Genomic DNA, 25,902 nt, shown 5'->3' on the forward strand with positions numbered 1-25,902 from the left:
GCCGTAATTGACACCCTCACTCCAGATAGGCGCTCGGGCAATTGCGTCCAGCAGCGGCGACAGAATGCCCTTGGGAAAATGAGCACGCGACAGCGCGATCACACCCTTGAGAACGCGCGTACAGTCCTGCTTCTGTTCGGCACTCGGTGTGCCGATCGCCACCATGCGCGTGATGTCGGTGGTACCGCCAAGGTACTGGCCGCCCGAATCGATCAGCAGCAGACCATCACCTTCTATCCGTGCATGCTCCGCCTCGGTAGCGCGATAATGTGGCATCGCGCCATTGGCGTTGAAGCCCGCAATGGTGGCAAAGCTCGGCGAGACATAGCCCGGACGTCGCTCGCGTGCCTGCGTGAGCTTTTCATCAATGGTCAGTTCGCTGACAGGCTCTCGCCCCAGCGCACTGTCCAGCCAGGCGAAGAATTCGCAAAGCGCTGCGCCGTCCTGCTCCATTGCCTGACGGATGTGCGCCGTATCGGCTTCGGTTTTTTGCGACTTCAGTAACGTGCTCGGGTTAAGCCCTTCAACCAGCGTGACCTCGCTGTCCAGGTAATCGAGCAGCCCGCAGGTAACCCGGGCCGGATCGACCAGCAGTCGCGCGTCCTTCGGCAGCTCGCGCAAGGCGGCGCCAATCTGCGTGTACTCCATGAGGTTGATGCCGTCGCGCTCCAGGCGCGCACTTACCGGGTCCGGCACTTTCTTCGAGTCCACGAACAGCGTGACGCTTTGCGGACCGATCAAGGCAAATGCGATGAACACCGGATTGTAGGAAACGTCTGCGCCACGCAGATTGAACAGCCAGGCGATGTCGTCCAGCGTTGCAATGAAGTGCCAGTCAGCCTTTCGCTCGGCGATGATCTGACGAACCCGCGCAAGTTTTGCGCTACGGTCCAGTGACGCCTGGGGAGGCAAATGCTCGTAAATCGGGTGAGACGGCAACGCGGGGCGGTCCTGCCACAGCTCGGTGAGCAGGTCGATATCGGTTCGCAGCCGCGCGCCGCGCTCATAGAGCCTGCTTGCCAGGGTTCGCGAAGAAGCAACGGCGAGAACCGCCCCATCAACGGCCACCACGCTCTCGGCCTTGGCCTCGTCTGCCAGCCATTCGAGCGGACCTTGCTGGCCGGGCACCAGTTTCACCAGCTCGATGCCACTGCCGGCCAGCTCTTTGGTGGCCTGTTCCCAGTAGCGGCTGTCAGCCCATATGCCGGCAAAATCCTGGGTGATGATCAGCGTACCGACCGAGCCGTGAAAACCCGACAGCCACTGGCGCCCCTGCCAATAGCCGGGCAGGTATTCGGAGAGGTGCGGATCCGCTGACGGCACCAGATAGGCATCGATGCGCTCCCTGCTCATCAAGGCGCGGGTTTGCGCCAAACGTTCTGCCACGTCTGAACGGGCATTGGATTGCGTGCTCATTGACTCTCCTGCTGACCCGGAAATTGACTGCTTTCATTGGTTCAGATAATGGAGCACTCACCGAGCCTGAGCAACCGCCCAGAACGCTGGCTCAATCAAAGAGGCGCGAATCAAGTCAGCTGCGCGCGCTATGTCCTGCTCGCGAGTGAAGCGCCCCAGACTCAGGCGTATGGTCTGGCTGGCGGCCTGCGGGCTCAGTCCCAGGGCGAGCAGGACATGCGACGGCAGGTTTTTCGCCGAGTTGCAGGCGGAGGTGGACGAAAAGGCAAGGCTCTCACCCAGCGCCGCGACGTCCAGATCGTTATGGGTAAAAGTAAAACTGAGTGTGTGGGCAATCCGCTGCGTGGGACTGCCGTTTATACACACGCCGGGGATCTCGGCCAGGCGATCACAAAGAAGATCGCTCAAGCGCTGTATTTCAACCGCCTCCTCTTCAAGCACTTCTGCCGCCAGGGCAAAAGCCGCGCCCATTCCGGCGATCTGATGCGTCGCCAGCGTCCCGGAGCGCAGGCCGCATTCGTGCCCTCCCCCGTGAATCTGGGCGAGAACACGCTGCTGCGCACGCGGGCCGACATACAAGGCGCCAATGCCTTTGGGCCCGTAGATCTTGTGTGCCGAGAGCGACATCAAATCCACCGCGAGCTGGCTGAGGTCGATCGGCAGCTTGCCAGCGCCCTGTGCAGCGTCGACATGCAGCAGCGCCCCGTGCCCACGTACGCGCCTGCCGATTTCGGCGATGTCGTTGACGGTACCCAGCTCGTTATTGACCAGCATCAGCGAGACCAGAAAGGTATCGTCACGCAAGGCTGCACTGACTGCATCGGCACTGATCAGACCCTCGCTGTCCGGCGCCAGCCAGGTGACATCGACGCCCTGTTCCTCAAGTTGACGAGCAGTGTCGAGGGTAGCCTTGTGCTCGATCAGGCTGGTGATGATATGACCAGGTCTGCCTCCGGCGGCGGCTTGCCGCTTGGCACGTTCCTGAGCCACCCCCTTGAGTGCCAGATTGCTGGACTCGGTCGCGCCGGAAGTCCAGATGATCTGCGAGGCTTGCGCACCCACCAGATGCGCAACCTGCTCACGGGCAAGTTCCACTGCAAGGCGGGCCTTTTGGCCGAACGAATGGGAGCTGGAGGCAGGGTTGCCGAAATTGCCTGACGCCCCCAGGCAATCGACCATCACGCTGATAACGCGCTCGTCCACAGGCGTGGTGGCGGCGTAATCAAAATACAGCACTGGTTCGTTCATGCGCGTTCCTCGTTCACAGACCATGAAGAGGATCATGCACGAAATCAAATAGAACCAGAAATTATCAATTAGAATTTATATAGACAAAAATAGAATATATAAAAAGGTACCGTCGTAAAAAATCTGTTTATCTCTTGACGTCTGAGAGAAGCGGTCGGTTGTGTCATTAAATACACATCGGCGGATGATATTTTTTTGACATACATATAAATCAGTACGTTAGATTCACTGCCCTACCATTTATCAAAAATCTAACAGAAACCTGACGAAATAATTGACAGATACCCTGCCGCCACCGATATATAGGACCGTCAGGCACATTCCGGTTTTACGCACATGCCGCAGAGCATGGCGTCGGAATAATCAGCCGAAGTTGACTGTTGTTCCGTCTCACTCTGTCAGTTATTTCCACGGCGCTTATCAGGCGCTGGCGGATGTCTGTTGACTCTCACTTCCTTTTTAAAATGCTGAATGCGTTCGGTGTGGCGGTAGCGTTGCCTGTTGCAATGCGACCCACTCGACGCTTACGCGTTGATTCTGTGTAAGCAGTGCCCTGACTGGATCGACACGATTCGGCGGTAGCGTGCCCGGCAATCAACGTACCTCTGCGACAGATGCCCGGTCACCCGCTTGGCAACGCGCTGATTCAAAGAAACATGGAGGCTTCGATGATTAACGTGACCAAGACGTATCTGGGTGATATCGACCAGTTCAAACGCTACGTCGAAGGCATCTACGCACGTGGCTGGCTGACCAATCACGGTCCGCTGGCCAGGGAACTGACGGATCGACTCAAGGACTACCTGGGTGTCAGGCACATTATTCTGACCAACAACGGCACCCTGGCTCTGCAAGTGGCCTATCGGGCTCTCGGCCTGAGTGGCAGCGCAGTGACCACGCCATTCAGTTTTGTCGCGACCAGCAGCTCGCTGCAGTGGGAAGGTATCCGGCCCATCTTTGCCGATATCGATGCTCACACCTGGAACATCTCGCCCAAACACATCGAAAACAGTATTGCCGAAGACACCACTGCGATCGTCGCCACCCACGTGTTTGGCAATCCTTGTGACGTGCAAGCCATTGAGCACATAGCCCGCGAGCACAAGCTCAAGGTCGTCTATGACGGCGCACACGCATTCGCCGTGCGTCACGCCGGCCAGTCGGTGCTCAATCATGGCGATATCAGCACCCTGAGTTTTCACGCCACCAAACTGTTTCACACCATTGAAGGTGGCGCGATCATCACCAACGATGACGAACTGGCCAGACAGGCCCATCTGATGTGCAACTTCGGCATTTCCGGCGTCGACCGGATCGATGGGATCGGCATTAACGCCAAGCTCAACGAGTTCTCCGCCGCCATGGGGCTGTGCGTTCTCGACAATATCGACAGCATTCTCGAACAGCGCGCAGAGATAGCCGATCACTACACCTCATCGCTGCAAGACTATCTGGATCTGCAGACACCGCAGGCCGACAGCCAGTTGAATCACAGCTATTACCCTGTGGCCCTGCGCGACGAGCAACAACTGTTGAGCGTGCGCACAGCACTCAACCAGCACAAGATCAACCCCCGCCGTTACTTCTACCCCTCGCTGGACACCCTTGAATACCTGCAGCCTCAACCCGGCCAGCCGGTCTCCAGAGCGTTGAGCGAACGAGTGCTGTGCCTGCCGATCTATCCAGGCCTGCTGAGAAGCGAGCAGGACCTGGTGATCCGCACCCTGATCGAAGCCTGCACTGTGACTGAAGCTGACTACCGGGCTTGCACCGTTGCGCGGGTCTGCTGACGATCATGCCAGGCAAACATTCCCTCATCCGCAACACCCTTCTGAATTACGGCGGGCAGGCTTATGTGCTGCTGATCGGCATTCTGATCATGCCGTTCTATCTGGGCCACCTGGGTGCCGAAGCGTACGGCCTGATCGGTTTCTTCACCCTGCTGCAAGCCTGGCTGCAATTGCTGGATGCCGGTCTGTCGCCCAGCCTGGTGCGTGCCGTGGCGCACGGGCGAGACACTCCTGCAAGCAAACACTATCTGGGCCGTCTGTTGCGCTCGTTCGAACTGATCTTTCTGCCGATGGCCATGTTCAGCGCCCTGCTGGTCTGTGTCGCCAGCCCCTGGATCGCTGCGCACTGGCTGAACGCGAACACGTTACAACCTGACACGCTGACGCATTGCATCACCTTGATGGGCATTATCATTGCCCTGCGTCTGTATTCGACACTGTACAAAAGCGGCATTCAGGGCCTTGAACAACATGGCTGGCTCAACGCAGCCAATGTGTCGATCGCTACGTTGCGCTATATCGGCGGCCTGGTGCTGGTCAGTCAGTTTTCCCGGGACCCGCAGGACTTCTTTGAATTTCAACTCGCGGTGGGGCTGATCGAAACCCTGCTGTTTGCTGGCAAGGCCCGCGGGCAGATGCCTGCGCCACATTGGCTGACCGGCCTGGACTGGCCATTGATCAAGCCGCTGCTGCCCTTTGCCGCCAGCCTGTCGCTGAGCGCTGTGCTGTGGATTGTGCTGACCCAGGTGGACAAGGCACTTCTGTCGAATCTGTTGCCGCTGGACCAGTACGGCTACTTCTCACTGGTGGCGTTGATCGCCACCGGCATCGTGATGCTGACCAACCCGCTGGTTCAGACGCTGCTGCCGCGCCTGACCGTGTTGATGGCCGAGGGGCGGCGCGACGAGATGCACGCCTTGTTTCTGGCCGCCAATCGTCTCGCCTGTACCTTTCTGTTCCCGCTGGCTGCGGTCATTGCCCTGTATGCAGAGCCATTGATCCTCGCCTGGACCGGCGATCCGGTCGCTGCACGCTGGAGTCGTCCGGTGCTGGGCTGGTATGCACTGGGCAGCGCCATCATGGCCGCCAGTGCCTTTCAGTTCTATTTGCAATACACCTACGGCCGGATGCATTTGCACCTGTGGTACAGCCTGATTTCGACGCTGATCAGCGTGCCGGTGATGATTCTGGCGATCCATTACCAAGGCGTGTACGGCGCGGCGTTGGCGTGGTTTTTTCTGCGTGCGACGTCCTTCGCGATATGGCCAGTCATCGTGCATCGACATCTGGCGCCCGGTCTTCACCGCCAGTGGTTGAGCGACATCCTGCGTATCAGCGCGATGACCGCCGCAGGCCTGGTGGTCAGCGCCCCCGTCTTCAATCTGATTGCCGGTGAAAGCCGTACCAGCCTGCTTCTGGCACTCGCACTCAGCGGCCTTGTCACGCTGACGCTGGTGGCGGCGAGTCACAGGCCGCTGGCATCGAAACTCTATGTTCTGTTCAGTAAACCGAGTACTTGAGCCATGGACGACACTGTAAAAAATACCGACGAAACCTGTCTGGCACCGCCGCTGCTGAGCATCATATGCCCTGCCTACAACCAGGAGGCCTTCATCGCTCAGGCGCTGGACGGGCTTTTGGCACAGCAGACCGATTTCAGGTACGAAATCCTGATCAACGACGACGCCTCCACAGACGCCACCGCGCGCATCATTGCGCACTACGCCGAGCGGCATCCGACGATCATTCGGGCCTTCTATCAGCAGGTCAATCAGTACAGTCAGGGCAGAGCGTGCGTCCCGGGCCTGTTTGGCGATGCACGCGGTCGCTACATCGCCTACTGCGAAGCCGACGACTATTGGACCGATCCGCGAAAGCTGCAGCAGCAAGTGGACTTTCTCGAAGCTCATGCGGATTACGTCATCACCTATCATGACGCGTTCGTCTTCGATGAGCACGGCCAGTATGGCTTGCAGTTGCAAGGCCATCTGCGCGCCGATGCCTCGGCACTGGAGTTGCAACAGGCAAGACGCCTGTCGACCCTGACCGTCTGCTTTCGCAATGTGTTCAGCCAGATGCCACCCGAATTGAGCCTGTGCAGCGCGCCGTTGAACGATATGTGCTGGTGGTCGTTGCTGGGGGCCTACGGCAAGGGCAAGTTCATGGCCGGGATCAAGCCGGCCGCTTATCGGATGCACCCTGGAGGGGTGTTCTCGATGCGCAGTGACAAACGCAAGTTGCACATGAACCTGCAGACCTGCTCAAGCCTGGCCAACTATTACAACCGCCTCGGCAATCAGCCGCTGTACCAGTATTTCCTGATGCAGACGGTGTGCCTGTCGCTGGCGGCACTCGCCCCACGCCACAAGTTGCAGACGCTGTGCAAAGTGGCAGGCAACGTGATCGGCAACCTGGCCAGGCGCCTGTTGCCAGCCAACGGCAAAGCTCATGTTCAGTAGTGTGCTGGTGGTGTGCGTGGGCAACGTCTGCCGCAGCCCGATGGCCGTCGCGATGCTGCATCAACGCCTGAAAGCCACACAGGTACGTATTCAGTCGGCAGGCATCGCTGCGTTATCGGGTTCGTCGATCGACCCGACAGCACATGCGGTTCTGCAGTCGCACCGGGTGCAGCCTCAGCGGCATGCCGCTCGCCAGATGAGTCGCGAGCTGCTGCGCCAGGCCGACCTGATCCTGCTGATGGAGCAGGCGCATTTTTCCGACGTCCTCGACCTTGCCCCGAAGTGCGCGGCAAAGCCTTTCTGATCGGTAAATGGCAGGACCCGCTCGACATCACCGACCCTTACCGACGACCCGCGTCGGCCTTCGAACAGACCTACGCGCAGCTCTCACGCTGCATTGACGACTGGCTTCCCCATTTTCAGTCAGGAGCAACAGGATAAATGACCGCCATGAACCATCCTTCCCTGAATTTCCAACCGGACTCCCGGATTGATCTGGCAACAGTCCTGCGCATGCTGTTCGATCACAAAGCCCTGATCCTGTGGACCGTCGGCGTGTTTTTTCTGATCGGCCTGGGCTATGCCATTCTGGCCACGCCGGTGTATCAGGCCACCGCCATGATTCAGATAGAGCCCCGGAAAATCGGCATCGAGGGCACGCCGGAGGTCAGTGCCAAGCCACTCTCGGTGTCGCAGGCGACCACCGAGATCGAGCTGATCAAGTCCCGCGCACTGCTGGGCAAGGTCGTCGACGATCTGCAGCTCAATAGGCTCCAGACACCTGACTTGTTTCCCGTGATCGGTCCTTATCTGTATCGCACCTTCAAGCCTGCACGCGAAGGTGAACTGGCGCAGCCTTTATTCGGCCTGACCCACTACGCGTGGGGCGGCGAAAAAATAGAGGTGTTCCAACTGGAAGTGCCGGAGCACCTGCTGGGTGAAAAACTCACCCTGACCGCAGGCAAACCCGGCCAGTTCTCGCTCTACGATAGCGAACACACTCTGCTGCTCGGTGGTGCGATCAATCGCGTGGTCGAAGGCCACGGCATCAAGATTCAGGTCGCTACGCTGCAGGCCCGGCCCGGTACCGACTTCACTGTCTCCAGACAGCGCACACTCAGCACCGCGCTGATCTATCAGAACCGCCTGAAGATCGCCGAGGCCGGCAGGGACTCGGGCATCATCTATCTGTCGATCGAGGACCAGGACGCACAAAGGGCCAACCGGATTCTCGATGAGGTCAGCCATCTGTACGTACGTCAGAACGTCGAGCGCAGTTCGGCTGAAGCTGCCCAGCGGCTGCAGTTCCTGCGCTCGCAGTTACCGGCCGTGCGCAAGCAGCTCGAGGAATCGGAAACCGCACTGAATACCTTCCAGACCAGCGCCCGATCGGTGGACCTGAGTATCGAAACCAAGGGAGTGCTTGACCAGGTGGTCAGTCTCGACTCGATGCTGTCTGAGCTGAAACTCAAACGCGTCGAACTGGAACGGCTGTATACCCGCGAACACCCGACCTATCGCAGTCTGATGAGCCAGATAAACCAGCTGGAACAACAGCGCCAGGGCCTGCTGAAAAAAATCGACGCGCTGCCCATGACCCAGCAGGAGTTGTTGCGTCTGACCCGCGATATGCAGGTCATCAGCCAGACCTACACGCTGATGCTCAACAAAAGCCAGGAGCAGGACATTCTGCGCGCCGGCAACATCGGCAACGTACGGGTCATTGACAACGCCGACACCAATGTCGAAAGGCCCGTGAAACCGATGAAGACACTGATTGTGCTGATCGCCACGCTGCTCGGCGCGCTGGTCGCGATGACCATGGTTTTCGTGCGCCAGGCGTTCTACCGCGGCGTCGAAAGCGCCGAGATCATCGAAAATCTGGGTATGCCGGTCTACGCGTCGCTGCCCCACTCTCGTCAACAGGAGCATCTGGACAAGCGCGACCATGCCGGCAAGGAGTCGAAGTTGCTGAGCATCGCGGCGCCCGCCGAGCTGGCGATTGAATCATTGCGCAGCCTGCGCACAAGCCTGCACTTCGCCATGCTTGAAGCACGCAACAACGTGCTGATGATATCCAGCCCGACACCGGGTGCCGGCAAATCGTTTGTATCGAGCAATCTGGCGACCATCATTGCCCAGACCGGCAAACGGGTCCTGCTGATCGATGCCGACATGCGCAAAGGCTATCTGCATCGCCTCTTCGGGCTACAACCCAAACACGGGCTGTCCGACACACTGGCGGCGCGGTTGCGCTGTACCGAGGTCATCAACACCACCCGTGTCCGGCATCTGGATTTCATCTCCTGTGGTTTCGCCGCGCCCAACCCCTCGGAACTGCTGATGCATGACAACTTCCACAAGATGCTTGCCGAACTGTCGCCGCTGTATGACCTGATTCTGATCGACACCCCGCCCATTCTGGCCGTGACCGACGCGACGCTGGTGGGCCGTCAGGCGGGCACTTGCCTGCTGGTGGCGCGCTTTGGCATGACCACCGTCCAGGAAATCGAAGCCAGCAAACGCCGTCTGGGTCAGAACGGAATCCTGATCAAGGGCGCCATTTTCAACGCGGTGGTGCGCAAGGCCACAACGTCCGACTACGACTGCGCCGCCTACGGCTACAACTACCACCCCGCGCCCCGATAGAAGGGACGCTGCCTGCCGCCGACCGAGCTGTTTCATTTAAAAGGAATTAATCATGTCCCACTCCGACCAGGATGTCCGCTGGTACCTGATCCAGACCAAACCACGGCAGGAAGCCCGCGCCGAAGAACATTTGCGGCGTCAGCAGTTCGAGTGCTATCGACCGTTACAGGCCGATGCAAAAAAAAACCGGTACCAGGGTTCAGGCCGGCGAGCCCTTGTTCCCCGGCTATCTGTTCATTCACATGGATCAGGCGCAAGACAACTGGTACCCGATTCGCTCCACCCGCGGCGTCTCGCGCATCGTGACCTTCGGTGGTCATCCGGTGCCGGTTCGGGATCATCTGATCGAGCAGATCCGCCAACGACTGGCCACGCCCGCACCGAAAACTCAGTTTGCCCAAGGCGACACCGTGCTGATTACGCATGCCAGTTGGGGTGACGTCGAGGCCATTTTTCTGAGCAAAGACGGCACGCAGCGGGCGGTTATTCTGCTCAATATGTTGCAGCGCCAGCAAAAAGTGGTGCTGCCCATCAGCAGCCTGTCGCGAATCGAAGCCCGCGCCTAGCGCTGGAATCCGCAGAGACCTGCCGCATGACGTGTGCCTGAAAACATGTGTCGCATGCCTACTCCACCAGCCTCGGAACCACACCATGCCGCGCCAGACCACCCTGGTGACGCTCACCTATGGTGACCGTTTCAGCTATTTGCACACCCTGATCAGCCGCTCGCTGGAAAGCCCGCTGATCGGCCGTGTGATCGTTGTCAGCAATGCTTCCACCGCGCCGCTGCAAGCGCTGTGCGATGAGTGGCCTGATCGGGTTGAGGTGATCTGGCTGCCGCACAACACAGGCTCGGCGAATGGCTATTCGGTAGGCATCAAGGCCGCGCTGCAAGCCGGAGACGACTGCATATGGCTGATGGACGATGACAACGCACCGACCGCGCAGGCCATCGAGGTATTGCATCGATCCTTGTGGGAACGACAAACAGTCGAGGGCCAGGACAACTGCGCGGTGCTCGGTTTTCGCCCCACCCACCAAGCCGACATCGCCGCAGGTGTACCGCTGCAATACGCGATCCAGCGGCGCTCAAGCTTCTTCGGTTTTCACATCGCTCAATTGCCGTACAAGATCTGGCGGCGTCTGCCCTGGGGCCAGCCCGACGCGACCCGGCTGATGCCGCAGCGCGTGCAACTGCCCTTTGCCACTTACGGCGGGCTGCTTGCCCATCGCAGCCTTTACGAAAAGATCGGCCTGCCACTGGATGCTCTCAAGCTGTACAGCGATGACAGCGAATACACCTGGCGCATCACCGACGGCGGCGGAAAGCTGTTTCTGGTGCCCGACGCGCGGCTGGACGATCTGGAAGACTCCTGGAACATCAAGGCGCGGACCCGCAATGTCTATGAAAGCTACCTGCTGGGCGGATCGGATCTGCGCGCTTACTACGCAGCGCGCAATCAGGCCTGGTTCGACAGGCATGTCTGGGCAGCTTCCACACTCAGCTATCGGCTCAATCGCCGGGTCTTTCTCTGCCTGCTGAACCTGTATGCCTGGCGCTATGGCGCGGCCCAGCGTCTGGACCTGCTCAACGACGCCATTCGCGAGGGCGAAGACGGCAGGCTGGGCCTGAACAGGGCCTACCCGCTATGAAAATCCTTTTCATCAACAGCCTCTACGCACCCGATATCGGCGGCGGCGCAGAAATCATTCTGCAACGCACCGTCGAGGGCTTACAGCAGCGTGGGCACAGCGTCGCGGTACTGGCCACCACCGACCAGCCTGGCTTGCAGCTGGCGGAGGTCAATCGGGTGAAGGTCTATCGGGCCGGCCTGCTCAACCGCTACTGGCACTTCATGGCCCAGCGCCCAGGACGACTGGCGCGGTTTGCCTGGCACTGGCGTGATCGCTACAACGCGGACATGCGCGAGTACGTGGAGCGCGTGATGGAACTGGAGCAGCCGGAACTGGTGGTGTGCCATAACCTGACAGGCTGGTCGGTCTCGGCATGGGACCAGATCACCCAGGCCGATTGCCCGATCGTGCAGGTGCTGCATGACTTCTACCTGCTCTGCCCGGCAAGCACGATGTTCAGAAAAGGCAAAAGCTGTCAGCGCCAGTGCACGACGTGTACACGGTTGCGCAGCCATCATGCACAACAGTCGGAACAGGTCAGCGCGGTGGTCGGTGTCAGCCGCTTCATGCTCGACACGCTGCAGGCGCAAGGTTATTTCAAGGGCGCGAGAGGGTATGTGGTGCATAACGCCAGCCCGTTTACGCCAGCGATCCACGAGCGACCCAAAGCACTTGTCGATACCGCACCGTTGCGCTTCGGTTACCTGGGCACACTGTCGACCAACAAGGGGCTGGAGTGGTTGATCAAGCAGTTCCAGCACCTGCCGTTCAAAGCCACCCTGCAGATTGCCGGGCGCGGACAGCCATCCGACGAAAAGCGCTTCAGGGCCATGGTCACGTCCCCCGACATCAGCTTCGTCGGTTTTCAGAGACCCGAGCATTTCTATCGCCAGATCGACGTGGCGATTGTGCCTTCCCTGTGGAATGAGCCATTCGGCATGGTCGCGGTCGAGGCGTGCGCGCACTCGCTGCCGGTCATCGCCAGCCGCATGGGCGGGCTCACGGAAATCATTCAGGAACCGCTCAATGGCTTGCTGTGCAGCCCCGATGACCCCGATTCACTGGGGCTGGCGATGCTCAGGCTGCATCAGCAGCCCGAACTGCTGGCACGCCTCGGCAGCCAGGCACGCAGCAGCGTCGCGTCGTTGATGAATCTGGACCTGATGCTGGACCAGTACGAAAGCATCTTCGCCCAGACCTTGCAGGACCGCAGCACGTAGCACCTGGCACAAAACACGGCGAACGGGCGCAATTGCCCCCTTTGACGACATCAAGGACATGGTGTGGCACCCGCCAGCCCACTTTCATCAGCAGGACGCTCAAGATGATTTTCATCAATGCACGGTTTCTTACCCAGGACATCAGTGGTGTACAGCGCTACGCAGAGCAGATGTGCCGAGCGCTGAAGCGACTGCGCGACGATCTGGTATTCGTTGCCCCGCATAACATCAGACTGCATGACTGCGCCAGCGCACTGGAGGCGCACTGCATCGGGCGCTCCACCGGGCATGCGTGGGAGCAGATCGACCTGCCGCTGTACCTGAAACGTCGGGGCAGTCCGCTGCTGATCTCGATCAGCAACACCGGGCCCATGCTGTATGGCAACCAGATTGCGACTCACCACGACATCAACTATGTGCGCTACCCGCAAAGCTATACCCGACTGTTCCGGCTGGCCTATCGGACCATCACCCCGATCCTGCTGGCGCGCGCAAGAACGCTGATCACCGGCAGCCACTTCTCGCGCAGAGAAATATCCTCGTTCTATGGCTACGCCGAGGACAAGGTGCTCGTCGTCCCTGCTGCGGTCAGCGACGATTTCATACCGGGGCCGACCGCTGTGAATCGTCCGAAATACCTGTTGGCCGTGTCTTCGCCGGCCGTGCACAAGAATTTCAGACGCATGATTCAGGCCTTTCTCAGCCTGCGTGGCCACACGGATCTGCAGCTGCACATTGTCGGCGCAGCCAGCGCGCTGTTCGCCGACCCGAACCTGCAACACCTCGCCTGCCGTGACCCGCGTATCCGTTTTCTGGGACGCCTCAGTGACGCCGAGCTGATCGCGCAATACCAGGGCGCGACCGCGTTCGTGTTCCCGTCGCTTTACGAGGGCTTCGGCATCCCGCCGCTCGAAGCCCAGGCCTGCGGCTGTCCGGTGCTGGCGGCCAATGCCGCGTCGATCCCGGAAGTTCTGCAGGCCAGTGCGCTGTATTTCGACCCGCTGGACGTCAGCCACATGGCCGCAGCCATGCAGCGCATTCTGCTGGATGCGCCCTTGCGCAACGCGCTGCGTGTCCAGGGCCTGCAAAACGTGCAGCGTTTTTCCTGGGAGCTTTCCGCGCAACGCCTTTCCCAGCGCATCGATACGTTGCTGGCGTCTGACCCCGTGCAGCAAAGCAAGCTGCACGTCGCTGCCGACTCGCCCAGCGGCAAACCCTGAATCCACAACAGCAACGCCAGGATGCGCGCCGTCGCGTCCGCAGTAGCGCGGGCCATTACAGCAAGGAACGCCCATGAGAATCGCTATCGTCCACGACTGGCTGGTGAGTTACGCCGGCGCCGAGCGCGTGCTCGCGTCACTGATCAACGTCTGGCCCGCTGCGGACCTGTTTGCGGTCATCGACTTCCTCAGCGATCAGGACCGCGCGCACCTGCATGGAAAGGTCGCCAGAACGACGTTCATCCAGAAGCTGCCCGGCGCGCGCAAACACTATTCGCGCTACCTGCCGCTGATGCCGCTGGCCATCGAGCAACTGGATCTGTCCGGCTATGACCTGATCATCAGCAGCAGCCATGCGGTGGCCAAGGGCGTGCTGTGCGGCCCGGACCAACTGCACATCAGCTATGTGCACTCGCCGATCCGCTATGCCTGGGACTTGCAGCACCAGTACCTCCAGGAATCAGGGCTGAACAAGGGAGCCAAGGGCGGTCTGGCACGCCTGATCCTGCATTACATGCGCCTGTGGGATCAGCGCACATCGACCGGCGTGGACGCCTTCATTGCCAACTCCGGTTTTATCGGCGCGCGCATCACCAAGGCCTATCGACGCGACTCCACCGTCATCTACCCGCCGGTGGACACGCTCTGCTTCACCGCCCAGGGCGCGCGCGGGGACTTCTATCTCTGTGCCTCGCGAATGGTGCCTTACAAACGCATGCCGATGATCGTCGAAGCCTTTGCCGCCATGCCTGACAAACGCCTGATCATGATCGGCGACGGACCGGACCTGGCCAAGGCGCAGGCCATTGCCAGCCAAGTGAGCAACGTGACGCTGCTGGGTTTTCAGCCAGGCAGCGTGCTGCTCGAGCACATGCGCAGCGCCAGGGCGTTTGTCTTCGCCGCCGAGGAGGATTTCGGCATCAGCCCGGTCGAGGCCCAGGCTTGCGGTACGCCGGTCATCGCCTTCGCCAAGGGCGGCGTCATGGAGACCGTGCGCGGCCTGGATCACCCGCAGCCGACCGGCGTGTTCTACCGAGAGCAAACGGTAGCGTCACTGATCGCCGCCATCGGCGAATTCGAAGCGGCGCAATCGCGCATTTCTCCCGAGGCCTGCCGGGCCAATGCCGAGCGGTTTTCGGTCGCGCGTTTCGAGCAGGAAATCAAAGCCTTCGTCGAAGACCGTCTGGCCCTCTCACACGGGGTTCATCTGGCGCGCCCGCCTCAGTCGCAACGGGTCGCCCAGGCATCACCCGGCCTCGGCAGCGAGCTGCCGAACCGTGTCGTCCCCCTGAAAATCGTCTGAGCGAGCCCTTCCCATGCGTACTTCAGTCCGCGGCATTCTGCGTGCCCACCAGTCAGCGCTTTCGCTCGCCCACCGCTTGCTGGACCTGGCTGTCATCGTGCTGATCGGTTACTGGCAAACCGGGCTGACGGTCACCGACAGCACAGAGGCCTGGTCGCACATTTTCCTCGCGGTTCTGGTGTTTCACTGGGTCAGCGAGTATCACCAGTTGTATGGCTCATGGCGTGGCGAGCGCATTCTGCGCGAGCTGACCAAGGTCTTCAGTTACTGGGCGATGACCTTCATCACTCTGCTGTCGCTGAACAGCCTGCTGCTCAACCAGACGCAATTGCCCGATAACGGCCAGATGAGCTGGTTCGCGCTGGCACTCGCCGTGCTGTGCGGCTACCGGCTGCTGATCCGTCTGGCCCTGCACACCCTGCGTCGGCGTGGCTTCAACACGCGCCGGGTGGCCATCGTCGGCACCGGGCAGGTCGGCGAGCGGCTGGCCCGGTCCATCGCCCTGGCGCCCTGGATGGGCCTGATCCTGCTCGGCTTCTACGACTCGCACCCGCAGCAGATGAATCTGCAGGCACACAAGCGCCGCCCGCGAGTACTGGGTGACCTGCAGCAGTTGATCGACGATGCCCGCGCAGGCCGCATCGACAAGGTGTATATCACCCTCGCCTTCAGCGCCGAACCGCAACTGCGCGAGTTGATTACCGGCCTGAGCGACACCACCGCCTCGGTGTACCTGATTCCGGATGTGTTCATGTTCGACCTGCTGCATGCGCGCAGCGAAAGCATCAACGGCCTGGCCAGCATCAGCATTTTCGACTCGCCCATGGACGGCGCCTGGAGCCTGGCCAAACGCGCCGAAGACATCGTGCTGTCGAGCCTGATTCTGTTGCTGATCGCTGTGCCGCTGCTGATCATCGCGGCAGCCATCAAGCTCACCTCCGCCGGGCCGGTGCTGTTCCGCCAGCGCCGCTACGGGCTGGACGGTCGCTCGATCATGGTCTGGAAATTCCGCAGCATGAGCGTCCAGGCAAACACCGACGTGGTGCTGCAGGCGACGCGCAACGATACACGGGTAACACCGCTGGGCCGCTTTTTACGCCGGACTTCGCTGGATGAGCTGCCGCAGTTCTTCAACGTGCTGCTCGGCGACATGTCCATCGTCGGCCCACGCCCCCATGCCATTGCCCACAACGAACAGTACCGCAGGCAGGTCAGCGGCTACATGTTGCGCCACAAGGTCAAGCCCGGCATCACCGGCTGGGCGCAGATCAACGGCTGGCGCGGCGAGACCGACACGCTGGACAAGATGCGCATGCGTGTCGAATTCGACCTGGAATACATCGAGCACTGGTCGATCTGGCTGGACCTGAAAATCATTCTGCTGACGCTGCTCAAGGGGTTCGTCAACAAGAACGCCTTCTGATGCCTGCGCTGACCTGAGCACCCACCGAACACCCTCGGTACGCAACACGAAAGGAGCAATGCCATGAAAGGAAAAACGTCATGAATCGAAGCATTACTGCGTTACTGCTGGTCAGCCTGGCGCTGCAAGGCTGTGCATTCGCGCCGGGGCAACATATGACGCCGGATGACGTCACCCTCGACACGCCGGACGAACCCCGGGCACAGTTGATCGAGGTCACCCCGAAAACCCTGCAGCAACAGCAATTGCGCGCCACCGCCGAGGCCAAAGCCCTGCCGCAGGTGCTGCTCGACTACAGGACTCCGGAATACGTGATCGGTGCTGGCGATACCTTGCTGGTCACCGTGTTCGAACACCCCGAACTGACCGCGCCGGGCTCACAGGACCAGCTGGATGCCAACACCCGGGAAGTGCTCAATGACGGCACGCTCTACTTCCCCTATGTAGGCAGAATCCGCGCGAGTGGCAGAACGGTCAGCGAGGTTCGTGAGCAGTTACGCATGGGCCTGGCGCCGCAATACACCGAGGTCAAGGTCGACGTCAAAGTGCTGCGCTACAACAGCCAGCGAATACTGCTGTCCGGCTCTTTCAAGGTTCCCGGCCCGCAACCGATTACCAATATTCCGTTGAGCCTGGTGCAGGCGGTGAGTGTCGCCGGTGTCGACCTGACCGATGCCAACCTGGCCGGGCTGACCCTGCGCCGCGAGGGCAAGGACTACCTGATCGACATCGACTCGCTGAATCGCCGCGATTCGCAACTGAGCCGGATCTTCCTGAAGGACGGCGATTACCTGCACCTCAACAGCAACTCGCGAAACAAGATCTACGTGCTGGGCGAGGTCCGTAACCCCCAGGTGATCTCGTTCGGCACCACGCGCCTGACCCTGCTCGAGGCGTTGGGAAACTCCGGCGGCCTCAGCCCGGACAGCGCAGACGGCGATGCGGTGTACGTCATACGTGGTGCGGAAAACTTCGCCCAGGCGCCCTCCACCGTTTACCACCTCAATGCCAAAAAGCCCACCGCCTACCTGCTGGCGGGGCAGTTCGAGCTCAAGGCACAGGATGTGGTGTTCGTCGGCCCTGCCGATATCACCCGCTGGAGCCGCTTCATCAGCCAGCTGCTCGGCTCGGCCAGTGTGATACAGACCGGTGCGGCCTTTCGCAACTGACCCGGGCGGCCATTCGCCGATCTCCCTGCACGCAGTTGTGCAGGGATTTTTTTTGCCCGTCGCACCGCGTCAGACTGTTGCCAGAGCAACAGCTGTTCAACAGTTGACGGCTTTTGCATCAGCGCGGCGAACCCTCTCCTGCGGCATGCAACAGACGCAGGCCCAACGGCTGCGGGCCATAGCCAGACACACAAGAAGGCTGGCACATAAGCTGCTTTGCACATTTACGCTTATCGCAAGGACATCCCATATGCGCGTCGTTTCACTTTCAGGCAGTCCCTCCCCCAAATCCCGTTCCGGCGTTGTACTGGCCCACGCCGGCCGCTGGCTGCAGAGTCACGGCGTTGAAGTTACCACATTGCGCATACGCGACTTCAATGCAGAGGACCTGCTTTTCGCCCGTTTCGACAGCCCGCAGGTGCTGGAATTGATCGAAGCGGTCAGCCAGGCCGATGGCCTGCTGATTGGTACGCCGGTGTACAAGGCGTCATTTTCCGGCGCGCTGAAAACCTTGCTCGACTTGCTGCCAGAGCGCGCGCTGCATGGCAAAGTGGTCTTGCCGCTGGCCACCGGCGGCAGTATCGCGCACATGCTGGCCGTGGATTACGCGCTCAAACCGGTGCTGTCGGCGCTCAAGTCGCAGGAAGTGCTGCACGGCATCTTCGCTATCGATACCCAGGTCAGCTACGACGACAACGAACTAGGCGGTACGCTGGACGAAATTCTCACCGAGCGCCTGCATGAAGGGCTGGAGCATTTCCATCACGGCCTGCAACGCCGCTTGCAGGCGCGTCACAAGCAGGCTGGCGGACATTTGCAGCTGGCGTTGTAGCCCCGGAATATCCCCGGAATCAATGTTCGATAAACAACGGATACAGCGAGGCCACCAACAGCGCTGCCATGACGCCGTTGAAAATACGTAACCCGAGCGGATCGCGCAGCACATTGCGCAGCAAACTGCCAAAGCCTGCCCAGACGCCCACGCTGGGCAGGTTGATCAGCGCAAACACTGCCGAAATCACCACCACGTTGTAGAAGTAGCCCTGCATGGGGGTGTACGTGCTGATCGCGCCGATCGCCATGATCCAGGCCTTGGGATTGACCCATTGAAAGAGCGCGGCGCTCATGAAACTCAGCGGCTTGCCCTCGCTGTCGAGGCTATCGGAGGCCGGCCCCGAGGTGGCGATTTTCCAGGCCAGGTACAGCAGATAGGCAGCGCCCACGTAGCGCAGGATCGTATAGAGAACCGGCCAGGCCTTGAACACACTGCCCAGACCGAAGCCGACGGCCAGCACCAGAACGAAAAAACCGACACTGATACCCAGCATGTGCGGCAGGGTGCGACTGAAACCGAAATTCACGCCCGAGGCCAGCAGCATCATGTTGTTGGGGCCGGGAGTAATGGAGGTGACGAACGCGAAGAGTGTGAATGCCAGAAGCAAATCGAAAGAGAGAACCATGCTGCCTGTCCGGATCAGTGAGTCAGGTACTCACCCTATCGAAGGCGGTGCAGGAAACACACGGACAGTTGACGGCCAATTACAGCAGTACAGTTTTTACGTAAAACCCTTTTCGAGCAGACTGTTAACCTTGTGGCTGCTGACCGGTGACACCCAGATCGACGCTCGTTTCGCCTTTTTCATCGAAGTCCCGCGCCTGCTGGATCTGCGGATCTGCCATCAATTGCGCCTTGCGCGCCTGGTACTCATCAAATGACAGGCCGCGACGGTTGAGGTCTTCAAGGGCCAACTGATGGCTTTCTTCAGCGCTGAACGGCCGCTGCTCGACAGCATGGTGAGTGGAGCAGCCGGAAACCAGCGCAACAGTGAATGTCAGGACAAGCGCAAGGGCAAGCATACGGTTCATCGGGGGCCTCCGGTGGGGGCTTCATTTCAGGAATGAAGCAAGGTTACGCCTGCCCCTGACACAGCAAAAATCATCCGCCGTGATAGTCGCTATCGACTGTTGCGAGCATTCTCGATCAACACCTCGCGCAACGCCTGAGCCGCAGTTGAAAGCTTGTGATCGGCGAGCATCATCAGGCCGATACGCCGCTCGATAAGCGGCTCCACCAGCGCCACGCAGCAGGCCCCCAGTTCCTGCATCTGCCCGATGCACAGTGACGGCACCGCGCTGACGCCCAGGCCATTGGCAACCATGCGCCCGATGGTCGACAACTGATGGCTCTCGAACGCGACCGCCAGCTTGCCGTGGCGCGGCTCGATGGCCTGTTCCAGCAGCAAACGCACTGCCGACGGGCGTTGCAGGGCGATGAAATCTTCACGCAGCAGTTCTGCCCAGGTAACCTCACGCCGCTCGGCCAGCGGCGACTCCCGGGGCACCACGGCGACGAAGCGGTCCATATAGAACGGGGTGAACGACAGGGCACTGTTCGACTCGGGCTCAAAGCCGATACCCAGTTCGACACGGCGATGGCGAACCATTTCCAGCACTTGCTCATTGATCACGTCATGCACCGCCACATTGACGCGCGGGTAGCGCCCGCGAAACACCTTCAAGGCCGCGGGCAGCAGATTGCCGGCAAACGACGGCATGGCGGCCACCGACACCCTGCCCATTTGCAACGTAAAACGCTGGCGCAGCAGTTCTTCGGTGTTGTCCCAGTCGGCCAGCAACTGGCGCGCCAGCGGCAACAGGGTTTCGCCCTCGGGCGTCAGACCGACGTTGCGCGTGGTGCGCGTCAACAACTGTCCGCCGAGGTCCTCCTCAAGGCTCTTGATCGTCAGGCTCAAGGCCGGTTGCGACACGTTGAGTCGCTCGCCGGCCTGAGCGAAGCTCAGGTACTGCGCGACGGCCAGAAAAGCACGAAGCTGCTTGACGTTCATATATTTGCTTTTCTTATGAATTGATCAGAAAAACAAAATTAACAAATCAGTCGCACCGAGAGAAGATGCAGGTCACCCGATCCTCCGGCAGCGCGACTGTCGGTCAACAACTATAAAAGGCGGATCATCATGGCTGGACTCGATAAACGAGTAGCGACCTACGAAGAAGCCCTCGCCGGGCTGACCGACGACATGACGGTACTCTGCGGCGGCTTCGGCCTGTGCGGCATCCCGGAAAACCTCATCGCGCAGATCAGGCGCATGGGCATCAAGGGCCTGACCGTGGTCTCCAACAACTGCGGCGTTGACGGCTTCGGACTCGGTATCCTGCTTGAAGACCGGCAGATCCGGAAAATGATTTCGTCCTACGTCGGCGAGAATGCCTTGTTCGAAAAGCAGTTGCTCAGCGGCGAGCTGGAAGTCGAACTCACGCCACAAGGCACTCTGGCGGAGAAACTGCGCGCCGGCGGCGCGGGCATTCCGGCGTTCTATACCGCCACCGGTTACGGAACGCCGGTCGCCGAAGGCAAGGAAACCCGCCAGTTCAACGGCCGCAACGTGATTCTGGAAGAAGCCATCACCGGTGACTTCGCCCTGATCAAGGGCTGGAAAGCCGACCACTTCGGCAACGTCATCTATCGTCATACCGCACAGAACTTCAACCCGGTGGTGGCCACCGCCGGACGGATCACCGTGGTCGAGGTCGAGGAAATCGTCGAACCCGGCGTGCTGCTGCCGACCCAGATCCACACCCCCGGCATCTACGTCGACCGGGTCATACAGGGCACTTTCGAAAAACGCATCGAACAGCGCACCGTCAGAAAATCCTGATAGCGCAGCCTTGGCCCTACAACAATAAAGAGGCTTCAGACGATGGCACTTTCCCGCGAACAAATGGCTCAACGCGTCGCCCGTGAACTCAAGGACGGTTATTACGTGAACCTTGGCATCGGCATTCCGACCCTGGTGGCCAACTATGTACCCGATGACATCGACGTCATGCTCCAGTCGGAAAACGGCCTGCTGGGCATGGGCGCCTTCCCGACCGAAGACACCATCGACGCGGACATGATCAATGCCGGCAAGCAGACGGTCACCGCGCGCATCGGCGCCTCCATTTTCTCGTCGGCCGAATCCTTTGCCATGATCCGCGGCGGCCATGTCGACCTGACAGTGCTCGGCGCCTTCGAGGTGGATATAGAGGGCAACATCGCTTCGTGGATGATCCCCGGCAAGCTGATCAAGGGCATGGGTGGCGCGATGGACCTGGTGGCGGGTGCCGACAATATCATCGTCACCATGACCCATGCGTCGAAGGACGGCGAATCCAAGCTGCTCACCCGTTGCAGCCTGCCACTGACCGGCGCAGGCTGCATCCGCAAGGTGCTGACTGATCTGGCCTACCTGGAAATCGAAAACGGCGCGTTCATCCTCCGCGAACGCGCGCCGGGGGTCAGCGTGGAAGAAATCGTGGCCAAAACCGCAGGCAAGCTGATCGTGCCGGATGACGTGATCGAGATGAGCTTCTGAGTGCGGACATCCTTGATGCGTCTCTCGCTGCCACACGCCCGTGTGGCCTGCGTAACGGTGTGACGCGGAGCGTCACGAACTGCATTCCCACGCGGAGCATGGGAACGATACTCATGGCCAGCCACCATCGTTCCCACGCTCCAGCGTGGTAACGCCGTTCTGGGCGCTCTGCGTCCGCAATAGTCGGCTGTTGAAGTCACTCCCCGATAATAATTACAAAAAGAGGTGCCCCTGATGGCCGCCAACATAGAAGAAAGCCGCTCCGCCCGATTTGCCTTGCGCTGTGCTGCGTGGGCTGAACGCTGGTTTCCCGATTCATGGGTATTTGCCGCACTGGCGGTGGTCATCGTCACGCTGGCGACGCTGGCCATCGGCGCGCGTCCGGTCGAGGCCGCCAAGGCGTTCGGTGACGGGTTCTGGAGCCTGATTCCGTTCACCATGCAAATGGCCTTCGTGGTCATCGGCGGTTACGTAGTCGCCAGCTCACCGCCTGCGGTACGCCTGATCGACCGCCTGGCCCGGGTACCGCGCAACGGCCGTTCGGCGGTGGCCTGGGTGGCGCTGATTTCCATGCTCGCTTCGCTGCTCAACTGGGGCCTGTCGCTGGTGTTCGGCGGCCTACTGGTGCGCGCCCTCGCCCGCCGCACTGACCTGCGCATGGATTACCGTGCAGCTGGCGCCGCGGCCTATCTGGGCCTGGGCGCGGTCTGGGCGCTGGGGCTGTCGTCTTCGGCCGCGCAATTGCAGGCCAACCCGGCCAGTCTGCCGCCGTCGATCCTGGCGATTACCGGGGTGATCCCGTTCACCGAAACCATCTTTCTCTGGCAATCCGGGGTCATGCTCGCCGCGCTGGTGGTCATCTCACTGATCGTTGCCTACGCCACCGCGCCCGGCCCGAACAGCGCCCGCGACGCCAAGGCCTGCGGTGTCGACCCGGCCTTCAACCTGCCGCCGCTGCCGCCCCGCACACGGCCCGGGGAATGGCTGGAATACAGCCCGCTGCTGATCATCCTCATGGTGCTGCTGGGGGTTGGCTGGCTGTTCAACGAGTTTTCGAGCAAACCGGTGATCACAGCGATTTCCGGGCTCAATACCTACAACTTCCTGTTCATCATGCTCGGTGCCCTGCTGCACTGGCGGCCGCGCAGTTTTCTCGACGCCGTCGCGCGGGCGGTGCCCACCACCACCGGCGTGCTGATTCAATTCCCTCTGTACGGTTCGATCGCCGCGCTACTGACCACGGTCAAGGGCGGCGATGCGCAAACCCTGGCGCATTACATCTCGACGTTCTTCACCAGCATTGCTTCCCACGATACTTACGCGATTCTGATGGGGGTCTATTCAGCCATATTGGGCTTTTTCATTCCGTCAGGCGGCGGCAAGTGGATTATCGAAGCGCCCTACGTGATGCAGGTCGCCAACGACCTGCAGTACCACCTCGGCTGGGCAGTACAGATCTACAATGCAGCCGAAGCCTTGCCCAACCTGATAAACCCGTTCTACATGCTGCCGCTGCTGGGTGTGCTGGGCCTGAAGGCGCGTGACCTGATCGGCTTCTCGTTCGTGCAGCTGCTGGTGCACACGCCGCTGGTGCTGTTTCTGCTCTGGGCACTGGGCACCACGCTGGCCTATGTGCCACCGGTAATGCCCTGATACCTAGACGTCGAACGCGTAGTCACGCTCGACCCGGCAGATTCGCGTGGTAAACGCCTGATACCAGTGCGCACGTCCCTGCTCGCGGACCTGGGCATGATCGGCTTGCTGTTTCCAGGCGAGAATCGCGGCCTCATCGCTCCAGTAGGACACGGTGATGCCCAGGCCGTCGTCACCGCGCGCCGACTCCACGCCCAGAAAGCCGGGCTGTTGTCGGGCCAGGCTGACCATGCGCTGCGCCGCCTCTGCATACGCCTGATCATCGTCAGGCGTACGCAGCGAGGTAAACACCACGGCGAAGTAAGGCGTGGCAAACCGGGCGGCCATCATGCCGGGTTGCTCATGCAGGCGCGGACGAACGCGGCCACCACAGGCGGCGTCTGGCCCTGCAACGCAGCGCGCTCGGGCTGGAACAGTGTGGCGACGTAGAACGGGTGCCCCTGCAATTCCATACAGCGCACTTCGCCCTCGGGACCGCGCCCACTGACCTTCAGGTGCTCGCCGAACAGCGCCGACTCCAGCTCGCGGCGCAGGCCGTAGCGACAGTGGTAGCGCTCGTCGATGTCGAGCCTGCCATAGGCGTGGGCAATCAGCGTGTCGGGGTGCAACTGGATCGCTGCCACCGATTCAACCAGCGAGCAACTGAGTGGCTCGATAATCACGTTTGCCGCGTGCGGCGCAGTTTCGCCATGCTCGGCGTCTGTCCATCCCAGCCGGTTGCGGGCGTACTCGAGCAACGCGTGCTGAAAGCCCCCGCAAGTCCCCAGAAACGGCACCCGATGCTCGCGAGCGAAACGGATGGCGGTCAGCGCGCCCTGCATGTCCCGATAAGGGCTGGCCGGGACGCACCACAGGCCGTCGAACTCCGCGAGGTGCGCACCGCTGCCGATCTGCGGGGTCGGCAGCCATTCGATATCAACCGCTACCTGCACCTCCGCCGCCGCCCTGTGCAAGGCCAACGGAATGGCCTGATGCGCGGGGACATCCGCACTGAAGTCCCCGACCAGACCAATCCGTATCCCGTTGCGTGTGTTATCTGCTTTGCCCATGCCCTGCTCCCTGTTTGATGTCGTACAGCCCGGGCGGACTATAAACAGGCAGCAAAACCAGCAGAATGGGCGTTACAGCAACGCCTCGCGTGCAACTGTGCACGGTTGCTCATTCAGTCACAGGCGTCAGCACCGGTTGCCCGGCGAAAAACGCCAGCAGGTTATCGTTGACCCTCTGCACACTGTCTCTCGAAGCCTCGGGAGACAGACCTGCCACGTGCGGTGTCAGCACCACATTGCCGAGGGTCTTGAATACATCCGGCACCGTCGGTTCATCGTCGAACACGTCCAGCGCAGCACCGGCAATCTGCTCATGCTGCAGTGCACTGACCAACGCCTGGGTGTCCACCACGCTGGCGCGGGCAATGTTGACCAGAAACCCCTCAGGGCCCAGTGCTTCAAGCACCCGGGCGTCGATCAGGTGCTGCGTGCCGCTGCCACCGGGCGTGGCGATGACCAGAAAATCCGACGCGGCCGCCAGTGCCTGCGCCGTCGCATGCCAGGTGTAATCGCAGTCGCTGCGCGGCTTGCGGTTGTGGTAACCGATGACGATATCGAAAGCGGCTGCACGCCTGGCAATCGCCAGCCCTACCGCTCCCAGACCGACGATCCCCAGACGCTTGCCTGCCAGTGACGGGCGTACCACCTTGCGCCATTCGCTGCGGCGCACCGAGGCATCGGCCTGCGGAATGTCGCGCACCAAAGACAGCAGCAACGCCAGCGTATGATCGGCCACCGTGGCGGCGTTGACGCCTGCACCATTGGTGACGACGATGCCCCGCGCCTGCGCGGCAGGCAGATCGACCTTCTCGTAACCGGCGCCGCTTACGCAAATGATGCGCAGCTGCGGCAGTGCATCCATTTCCTCGGCGAAAAATCCCAGCGGCCCGCGTGTCACCACCGCGCTGATGCGCTGCCCGTGCGTGGCAATCGCCGCGGCGCGCAGTTCGGCCGTCGGGGCGCGAATCAACTGAAAACCGCTGCTTTCAAGAATCGGCAAATACGTGTCCAGGTTTTCCACCAGCACCAATACCGTTGTCATGCGCGCTCCCGTTCGATCAGCAAAACGCTGACCTTAACGCGACTCGACGCGCTTGTGCAGCGTCGCTGACGCCGGAACTGAAAAAAGCCTTCCCGAATACGCCGGGCGTTCATAAAGTGGACGCATTTGCCGGACAGACTCATGAGCAAGCTGACCCGGCAATCACCCAGGTGCGCTATCGTTGCGTGCAGTGACGCGACCAGCGGCTCGGGCTGGCGCGCACGCTGTTCATAAAACAGGCTTTCTCAAA

At 60.8% G+C, this 25,902-nt stretch carries 22 protein-coding genes and 2 pseudogenes (1 of these 24 only partly in view); 16 read left to right on the top strand and 8 right to left on the bottom strand.

Going from position 1 to position 25,902, the window contains the following annotated elements:
• Together KUIN1_RS16495 and KUIN1_RS16500 are read right to left on the bottom strand one after the other, a co-directional pair.
• A protein-coding gene (locus KUIN1_RS16495; protein ID WP_054091962.1) for an aminopeptidase P family protein crosses the window boundary here: on the bottom strand, nucleotides 1-1,416 show its 5' portion. The gene continues 393 nt to the left of window position 1, outside the view; only the first 1,416 of its 1,809 coding nucleotides appear in the window; its start codon is at nucleotides 1,414-1,416; the stop codon falls past the left edge of the window.
• 57 nt (nucleotides 1,417-1,473) lie between these two features.
• Nucleotides 1,474-2,664, bottom strand: coding sequence for a cysteine desulfurase family protein (locus KUIN1_RS16500; RefSeq protein WP_003407600.1), 1,191 nt, complete (start codon nucleotides 2,662-2,664; stop codon nucleotides 1,474-1,476).
• A gap of 668 nt (nucleotides 2,665-3,332) precedes the next feature.
• Here KUIN1_RS16500 and KUIN1_RS16505 point away from each other — a divergent pair.
• From KUIN1_RS16505 to ssuE, 13 genes and pseudogenes are all read left to right on the top strand, one after another.
• Nucleotides 3,333-4,454, top strand: a complete 1,122-nt coding sequence (locus KUIN1_RS16505; RefSeq protein ID WP_024642978.1) for a DegT/DnrJ/EryC1/StrS family aminotransferase — start codon at nucleotides 3,333-3,335, stop codon at nucleotides 4,452-4,454.
• Nucleotides 4,455-4,459: 5 nt separating this feature from the next.
• On the top strand, nucleotides 4,460-5,974 hold the full coding sequence (locus tag KUIN1_RS16510) for a lipopolysaccharide biosynthesis protein (protein WP_152092128.1): 1,515 nt from the start codon (nucleotides 4,460-4,462) through the stop codon (nucleotides 5,972-5,974).
• 3 nt (nucleotides 5,975-5,977) lie between these two features.
• Nucleotides 5,978-6,913 (top strand): glycosyltransferase family 2 protein, encoded by a 936-nt coding sequence (locus KUIN1_RS16515; protein WP_103359956.1) that lies wholly within the window; start codon nucleotides 5,978-5,980, stop codon nucleotides 6,911-6,913.
• Nucleotides 6,903-7,354 (top strand): annotated as a pseudogene (locus tag KUIN1_RS16520) (low molecular weight protein-tyrosine-phosphatase). Before KUIN1_RS16515 ends, KUIN1_RS16520 begins: the two are co-directional and overlap by 11 nt.
• Nucleotides 7,355-9,562, top strand: coding sequence for a polysaccharide biosynthesis tyrosine autokinase (locus KUIN1_RS16525; protein ID WP_024642980.1), 2,208 nt, complete (start codon nucleotides 7,355-7,357; stop codon nucleotides 9,560-9,562). It abuts the pseudogene before it with no gap.
• A gap of 52 nt (nucleotides 9,563-9,614) precedes the next feature.
• Nucleotides 9,615-10,128: pseudogene (rfaH, locus tag KUIN1_RS16530) on the top strand (transcription/translation regulatory transformer protein RfaH).
• Nucleotides 10,129-10,213: 85 nt separating this feature from the next.
• The gene (locus KUIN1_RS16535; protein WP_024642982.1) at nucleotides 10,214-11,215 is read left to right on the top strand and encodes a glycosyltransferase; all 1,002 of its coding nucleotides are present in this window, start codon (nucleotides 10,214-10,216) and stop codon (nucleotides 11,213-11,215) included.
• Nucleotides 11,212-12,417, top strand: a complete 1,206-nt coding sequence (locus KUIN1_RS16540) for a glycosyltransferase family 4 protein (protein WP_152092129.1) — start codon at nucleotides 11,212-11,214, stop codon at nucleotides 12,415-12,417. Before KUIN1_RS16535 ends, KUIN1_RS16540 begins: the two co-directional genes overlap by 4 nt.
• 104 nt (nucleotides 12,418-12,521) lie before the next feature.
• Nucleotides 12,522-13,637: a glycosyltransferase family 4 protein gene (locus tag KUIN1_RS16545; protein ID WP_152092130.1), complete on the top strand. Its 1,116-nt coding sequence runs from the start codon at nucleotides 12,522-12,524 to the stop codon at nucleotides 13,635-13,637.
• A 73-nt stretch (nucleotides 13,638-13,710) separates the two neighbouring features.
• On the top strand, nucleotides 13,711-14,940 hold the full coding sequence (locus tag KUIN1_RS16550; protein ID WP_057457978.1) for a glycosyltransferase family 4 protein: 1,230 nt from the start codon (nucleotides 13,711-13,713) through the stop codon (nucleotides 14,938-14,940).
• Nucleotides 14,941-14,953: 13 nt separating this feature from the next.
• On the top strand, nucleotides 14,954-16,363 hold the full coding sequence (locus KUIN1_RS16555; protein WP_011268295.1) for an undecaprenyl-phosphate glucose phosphotransferase: 1,410 nt from the start codon (nucleotides 14,954-14,956) through the stop codon (nucleotides 16,361-16,363).
• An 80-nt stretch (nucleotides 16,364-16,443) separates the two neighbouring features.
• Complete coding sequence (locus KUIN1_RS16560; RefSeq protein WP_024638410.1) at nucleotides 16,444-17,532, top strand: polysaccharide biosynthesis/export family protein; 1,089 nt, start codon at nucleotides 16,444-16,446, stop codon at nucleotides 17,530-17,532.
• A 250-nt stretch (nucleotides 17,533-17,782) separates the two neighbouring features.
• On the top strand, nucleotides 17,783-18,364 hold the full coding sequence (ssuE, locus tag KUIN1_RS16565; RefSeq protein WP_011268297.1) for an NADPH-dependent FMN reductase: 582 nt from the start codon (nucleotides 17,783-17,785) through the stop codon (nucleotides 18,362-18,364).
• A 19-nt stretch (nucleotides 18,365-18,383) separates the two neighbouring features.
• Here ssuE and KUIN1_RS16570 read toward each other — a convergent pair whose 3' ends face one another.
• From KUIN1_RS16570 to KUIN1_RS16580, 3 genes are all read right to left on the bottom strand, one after another.
• Nucleotides 18,384-18,992 (bottom strand): LysE family translocator, encoded by a 609-nt coding sequence (locus KUIN1_RS16570; RefSeq protein WP_011268298.1) that lies wholly within the window; start codon nucleotides 18,990-18,992, stop codon nucleotides 18,384-18,386.
• Between the two features lie 124 nt (nucleotides 18,993-19,116).
• Nucleotides 19,117-19,398, bottom strand: coding sequence for a hypothetical protein (locus tag KUIN1_RS16575; RefSeq protein ID WP_024652159.1), 282 nt, complete (start codon nucleotides 19,396-19,398; stop codon nucleotides 19,117-19,119).
• Nucleotides 19,399-19,487: 89 nt separating this feature from the next.
• The gene (locus KUIN1_RS16580) at nucleotides 19,488-20,378 is read right to left on the bottom strand and encodes a LysR family transcriptional regulator (protein WP_003407625.1); all 891 of its coding nucleotides are present in this window, start codon (nucleotides 20,376-20,378) and stop codon (nucleotides 19,488-19,490) included.
• A gap of 129 nt (nucleotides 20,379-20,507) precedes the next feature.
• Here KUIN1_RS16580 and KUIN1_RS16585 point away from each other — a divergent pair, with 129 nt between their 5' ends.
• The 3 genes from KUIN1_RS16585 to KUIN1_RS16595 all read left to right on the top strand — a co-directional run bounded on the left by KUIN1_RS16585 (nucleotide 20,508) and on the right by KUIN1_RS16595 (nucleotide 23,561).
• The gene (locus KUIN1_RS16585; RefSeq protein WP_003407626.1) at nucleotides 20,508-21,209 is read left to right on the top strand and encodes a CoA transferase subunit A; all 702 of its coding nucleotides are present in this window, start codon (nucleotides 20,508-20,510) and stop codon (nucleotides 21,207-21,209) included.
• 42 nt (nucleotides 21,210-21,251) lie between these two features.
• The gene (locus tag KUIN1_RS16590) at nucleotides 21,252-21,908 is read left to right on the top strand and encodes a CoA transferase subunit B (protein ID WP_003315741.1); all 657 of its coding nucleotides are present in this window, start codon (nucleotides 21,252-21,254) and stop codon (nucleotides 21,906-21,908) included.
• A gap of 234 nt (nucleotides 21,909-22,142) precedes the next feature.
• Complete coding sequence (locus KUIN1_RS16595; RefSeq protein ID WP_003407630.1) at nucleotides 22,143-23,561, top strand: short-chain fatty acid transporter; 1,419 nt, start codon at nucleotides 22,143-22,145, stop codon at nucleotides 23,559-23,561.
• 3 nt (nucleotides 23,562-23,564) lie between these two features.
• On the opposite strand, the gene KUIN1_RS16600 is transcribed toward KUIN1_RS16595, so the two are convergent.
• The 3 genes from KUIN1_RS16600 to KUIN1_RS16610 form a co-directional block, all read right to left on the bottom strand.
• Nucleotides 23,565-23,891: an antibiotic biosynthesis monooxygenase family protein gene (locus KUIN1_RS16600; RefSeq protein WP_024641827.1), complete on the bottom strand. Its 327-nt coding sequence runs from the start codon at nucleotides 23,889-23,891 to the stop codon at nucleotides 23,565-23,567.
• Entirely contained in the window at nucleotides 23,888-24,610 is a 723-nt protein-coding gene (locus KUIN1_RS16605) for a CTP synthase C-terminal region-related (seleno)protein (RefSeq protein ID WP_057457982.1), read from the bottom strand. Before KUIN1_RS16605 ends, KUIN1_RS16600 begins: the two co-directional genes overlap by 4 nt.
• Nucleotides 24,611-24,719: 109 nt before the next feature.
• Nucleotides 24,720-25,652: a 2-hydroxyacid dehydrogenase gene (locus KUIN1_RS16610; RefSeq protein ID WP_024652157.1), complete on the bottom strand. Its 933-nt coding sequence runs from the start codon at nucleotides 25,650-25,652 to the stop codon at nucleotides 24,720-24,722.
• Nucleotides 25,653-25,902: the final 250 nt, after the last annotated feature.

This window comes from Pseudomonas sp. KUIN-1 (genome assembly GCF_009176725.1).
GTDB lineage: Bacteria > Pseudomonadota > Gammaproteobacteria > Pseudomonadales > Pseudomonadaceae > Aquipseudomonas > Aquipseudomonas fragariae.

What these genes read in the sequence shown, in the direction of transcription:
- KUIN1_RS16500 (WP_003407600.1), bottom strand. Translation starts at nt 2,664, where the DNA reads ATGAACGAACCAGTGCTGTATTTTGATTACGCCGCCACCACGCCTGTG.
- KUIN1_RS16505 (WP_024642978.1), top strand. Translation starts at nt 3,333, where the DNA reads ATGATTAACGTGACCAAGACGTATCTGGGTGATATCGACCAGTTCAAA.
- KUIN1_RS16510 (WP_152092128.1), top strand. Translation starts at nt 4,460, where the DNA reads ATGCCAGGCAAACATTCCCTCATCCGCAACACCCTTCTGAATTACGGC.
- KUIN1_RS16515 (WP_103359956.1), top strand. Translation starts at nt 5,978, where the DNA reads ATGGACGACACTGTAAAAAATACCGACGAAACCTGTCTGGCACCGCCG.
- KUIN1_RS16525 (WP_024642980.1), top strand. Translation starts at nt 7,355, where the DNA reads ATGACCGCCATGAACCATCCTTCCCTGAATTTCCAACCGGACTCCCGG.
- KUIN1_RS16535 (WP_024642982.1), top strand. Translation starts at nt 10,214, where the DNA reads ATGCCGCGCCAGACCACCCTGGTGACGCTCACCTATGGTGACCGTTTC.
- KUIN1_RS16540 (WP_152092129.1), top strand. Translation starts at nt 11,212, where the DNA reads ATGAAAATCCTTTTCATCAACAGCCTCTACGCACCCGATATCGGCGGC.
- KUIN1_RS16545 (WP_152092130.1), top strand. Translation starts at nt 12,522, where the DNA reads ATGATTTTCATCAATGCACGGTTTCTTACCCAGGACATCAGTGGTGTA.
- KUIN1_RS16550 (WP_057457978.1), top strand. Translation starts at nt 13,711, where the DNA reads ATGAGAATCGCTATCGTCCACGACTGGCTGGTGAGTTACGCCGGCGCC.
- KUIN1_RS16555 (WP_011268295.1), top strand. Translation starts at nt 14,954, where the DNA reads ATGCGTACTTCAGTCCGCGGCATTCTGCGTGCCCACCAGTCAGCGCTT.
- KUIN1_RS16560 (WP_024638410.1), top strand. Translation starts at nt 16,444, where the DNA reads ATGAATCGAAGCATTACTGCGTTACTGCTGGTCAGCCTGGCGCTGCAA.
- ssuE (WP_011268297.1), top strand. Translation starts at nt 17,783, where the DNA reads ATGCGCGTCGTTTCACTTTCAGGCAGTCCCTCCCCCAAATCCCGTTCC.
- KUIN1_RS16570 (WP_011268298.1), bottom strand. Translation starts at nt 18,992, where the DNA reads ATGGTTCTCTCTTTCGATTTGCTTCTGGCATTCACACTCTTCGCGTTC.
- KUIN1_RS16575 (WP_024652159.1), bottom strand. Translation starts at nt 19,398, where the DNA reads ATGAACCGTATGCTTGCCCTTGCGCTTGTCCTGACATTCACTGTTGCG.
- KUIN1_RS16580 (WP_003407625.1), bottom strand. Translation starts at nt 20,378, where the DNA reads ATGAACGTCAAGCAGCTTCGTGCTTTTCTGGCCGTCGCGCAGTACCTG.
- KUIN1_RS16585 (WP_003407626.1), top strand. Translation starts at nt 20,508, where the DNA reads ATGGCTGGACTCGATAAACGAGTAGCGACCTACGAAGAAGCCCTCGCC.
- KUIN1_RS16590 (WP_003315741.1), top strand. Translation starts at nt 21,252, where the DNA reads ATGGCACTTTCCCGCGAACAAATGGCTCAACGCGTCGCCCGTGAACTC.
- KUIN1_RS16595 (WP_003407630.1), top strand. Translation starts at nt 22,143, where the DNA reads ATGGCCGCCAACATAGAAGAAAGCCGCTCCGCCCGATTTGCCTTGCGC.
- KUIN1_RS16600 (WP_024641827.1), bottom strand. Translation starts at nt 23,891, where the DNA reads ATGATGGCCGCCCGGTTTGCCACGCCTTACTTCGCCGTGGTGTTTACC.
- KUIN1_RS16605 (WP_057457982.1), bottom strand. Translation starts at nt 24,610, where the DNA reads ATGGGCAAAGCAGATAACACACGCAACGGGATACGGATTGGTCTGGTC.
- KUIN1_RS16610 (WP_024652157.1), bottom strand. Translation starts at nt 25,652, where the DNA reads ATGACAACGGTATTGGTGCTGGTGGAAAACCTGGACACGTATTTGCCG.